We start from the raw sequence: 2,927 nt of genomic DNA, 5'->3' as shown, positions 1-2,927 counted from the left end.
GTATGGGTCGCCGCGTGATACACCGCCCGCGGGTCACCAGCGAACCGCCAGTTGTTGTTCACCTCGGCCCACTGCGACCAGCCCGACCCGGAGTTCCGAGAGAACCCGATCTTCCCGTCCAGGCCACGCCCGAACACCGTGGTCGCATTAGAGACCGGATTGAACACCGACCAACTCGAATCCCACGACGGAAACGCCGAGTGGGGGCCCGGCGTGCCCCATTGGCCGTAGTCGGCGGTGATCACGTAGTCCCAGTCGCAGCTTGCCCCGCCGACGGTGGCGTACCCGCGCTGCCAGATGTGGGTGTGCGGGTTGAGGGTGGCGTTCTGGCCGCCGGAGAAGCCTCCCGACATCGACTGCCAGAACCAGGTCGCCTTGCCGTTTCCGGCCAGATGGTCGATGCACCAGGTACTTGAGTAGACACCGATCCGGCTGGGTGACAGGACGGAGGCGATTCCGTCCAGGTAGGCGTCCACGGCTGCGAAACCGGACGGCTGTACGTCGTAGTCGAGACTGAAGTAGATCGGCCGGTCCCCGGGGATCCCGCAGGCGTTGGCGGCAGCGAGCGCCGTTTGCGCGTCGGACCGGCCACCGGAGTACCCGCGGCCGGTGGGGTTGGCTAACTGCTCGAAGTTAGCGATGACCGCCACACCATGAGCCGCGCAGGCGGCGACCTTCGCCGCCGTCATGCTTCCCGGACCCGTCAGGTAGTAAGACACGAAGGTGTACCCGGCCGTCGCGACCTGGCCGGGGTCGGGGTCCTGGTTGGAATCCAGGCCCTTGGCCCGGTCGGCGCGGGCCGGACGGGCCGAACCAAAGTCCAACGCGGTCACGGCCAGCGTTCCTGCGCCGGCCGCTCCGGCCATGGCCAACAGGCGCCGCCGGGTGAATCTCGGAGACTTCGGAAGACTGTCCATTTCCATACATCCCTTCCTCTCGCGGAACAGAACCGGTACGGCCATTCCAGATGTAGGACCGGCGACAAGAGGCGTGCGGCGAGTCCATACCGCAGATTTGCGGCGGGCCCTTGGGGCTGGACGGCGATGCACTGCCCGGGTTTGGAGCGGATTCCGAATCGGGGCAGCCATAATGAGACACGATTCAGCAGTGTGAACCGCCCCAGGGTCCGTCGTATTCGGCGCTTTCGCCACCGAAGACGACTCCGCCAACGAACAAGATGCAGTGCCCCGCTCCGGGAACTGAGATCGGGCCCGCCTGGTAGCGGTAGTAGACAGGTAATCGGGCGCTGGCGGCGCCACAACGCGGAGTCATTACGCTGTGCCAGTCGGACAACAGTCGCCGATCACGGTCAGCGGCATTCCCACGCGGACGTACGAGAGGAAACGGAGGAGATGTTGGCCGTTCCGGTGCCTCCGACGAGAACTGCGAGGACTGCGGCGGTCTTGACGGGTTTCTTGCGCTTCACTATCGCCCTCCTTGAGTCAACTGCACCGAACCGCTACAGGCCGCGAGGGCGCAGCAATACTCGCTACAGGCAGGCACGGGCTGTCGGGGTTAGGTAATGATCGGAAGCGATCTGAGGGTGAGTGGATCTTGCGGGACGCGCCGGGCTCCCGAAGGCGACACATGGCCGTCACCCGAAGTTCTGCGAGAGCGACTATCGCGCGCGGCACGCTGTCGAGTGCGCCATAAATCGGCTCAAGCGCCACCGTGCTGTTGCGACCAGATACGACAAGCTCGCCGTCCGCTACGAGGCCACCATTCAGATCGCCATCATCAACGACTGGCTGACCTGCTTATGAAACAGGCCCTAGTTCGCAGGAGCAGGCGGTCTCTTGAACGAATCGGACATCTCGCGTACTACAAGTGGTCGCTGCAGCCCGGACCTACAGGCCGTATTCGATGGCAGTCGCGTCCGGCTGTACGACGCCCTGCACGGCGGTCGCGCTACCTGGGGCGGCTGCGACCAGGGCACCGCTGGCAGGCACGGCGATCGCGATCGCCGCCCCTATCGTCGCGGCTACCCCCGCGAGGGCGAGGGTCTGACTGAAACGCATCATGTGCTCCTTGTTCTGGGGCTAGTTGTCATCGTCGCTCTGGCTGTTGCGGCGGCGAGAGTTGCACGGTAGACGGCTGCCTTTTACTCCGATGTTCCTTCCTGGCTGGGCCGGCATGAGCTTGCGACGGCGGTAGCCGCGAGCACTCCCTCGGTGCAGTAGGACCAGGGTGTCCGGGCCGACCGGATGGAGTCACGTTTTCCGTACGAACCCGTACACCCCCATCCCGCGGGCGGCCATGCCGGCGCCGGAACGCGACCAGGCAGGACAGGTGTACCGACACCCGCGGCTGGGGATCCGGCGTGCCGCACGCAGTCGGCGCGGGTCCGCTCTGCGGCCGGGATGAACTCCAGCAGCAGCTTCAGCCGGGTCGGATCCGGCAGTGCGCGGAAGAACGAGTGGCAGGTGCGGGCCAGGCCCACGGACTGTCGGCCGCGGAGAATTTTGCGTTCGCGCTGTCACAGTCGGCCGGGAGCGCGTGTCCGACCAAATGAGACTACGAGCGGGAGACCAGCGGACGCGACCATCGCCCCTACCGGCTCTACTACTTCCCCAGGGCAACGCCAAGAACCTAGCGTCGCCACCAAGCACAACCCACGAACTGCGTGATCCTCTCCCTCCACACGATCGACAACAACGGGGCCACCTGGACAGCAAAACGTGACGTGGTGGGGCTGTCTTCGGCGCCGGCAACACGTGGTTCTGGAACATCCACGCCAACTCCAGCAACCTGTCCACGCTGAACACCTACGCCGCCCTGAGCCTGATCAGGAACAGGAACGTCAGCCGCTGGGCGATACCAACGTCGGCCTGACTAGTACTACAGCATGATTTCGTGATGTTTGAGCCATCGTCTCCGGTAGTGGCTTGCTCTGGCGCGGGTCTGGTGGGCGCGGCGGTGCTGAGACC

At 65.2% G+C, this 2,927-nt stretch carries 2 protein-coding genes; both read right to left on the bottom strand.

Annotation, left to right across the window (positions count from 1 at the left end):
• On the bottom strand, positions 1-833 hold an 833-nt coding region (locus ACIBHX_RS52275; RefSeq protein ID WP_397076520.1), incomplete at its 3' end, for a glycoside hydrolase domain-containing protein.
• A 1,014-nt stretch (positions 834-1,847) separates the two neighbouring features.
• Positions 1,848-2,018 carry a hypothetical protein gene (locus tag ACIBHX_RS52270; RefSeq protein WP_397076518.1) on the bottom strand — a complete coding sequence of 57 codons (171 nt, stop codon included), beginning with the start codon at positions 2,016-2,018 and terminating at the stop codon, positions 1,848-1,850.
• Between the last annotated feature and the right edge of the window lie 909 nt (positions 2,019-2,927).

Source organism: Nonomuraea sp. NPDC050536 (assembly GCF_044457685.1).
Lineage (GTDB): Bacteria > Actinomycetota > Actinomycetes > Streptosporangiales > Streptosporangiaceae > Nonomuraea.
Note: the sequence above shows the minus strand (reverse complement) of the source record. Positions and strands in the feature narration are given on the sequence as shown.

Bases quoted from the DNA above. Each gene is read 5' to 3' on its own strand.
- ACIBHX_RS52270 (WP_397076518.1), bottom strand. From the start codon at position 2,018: ATGCGTTTCAGTCAGACCCTCGCCCTCGCGGGGGTAGCCGCGACGATA.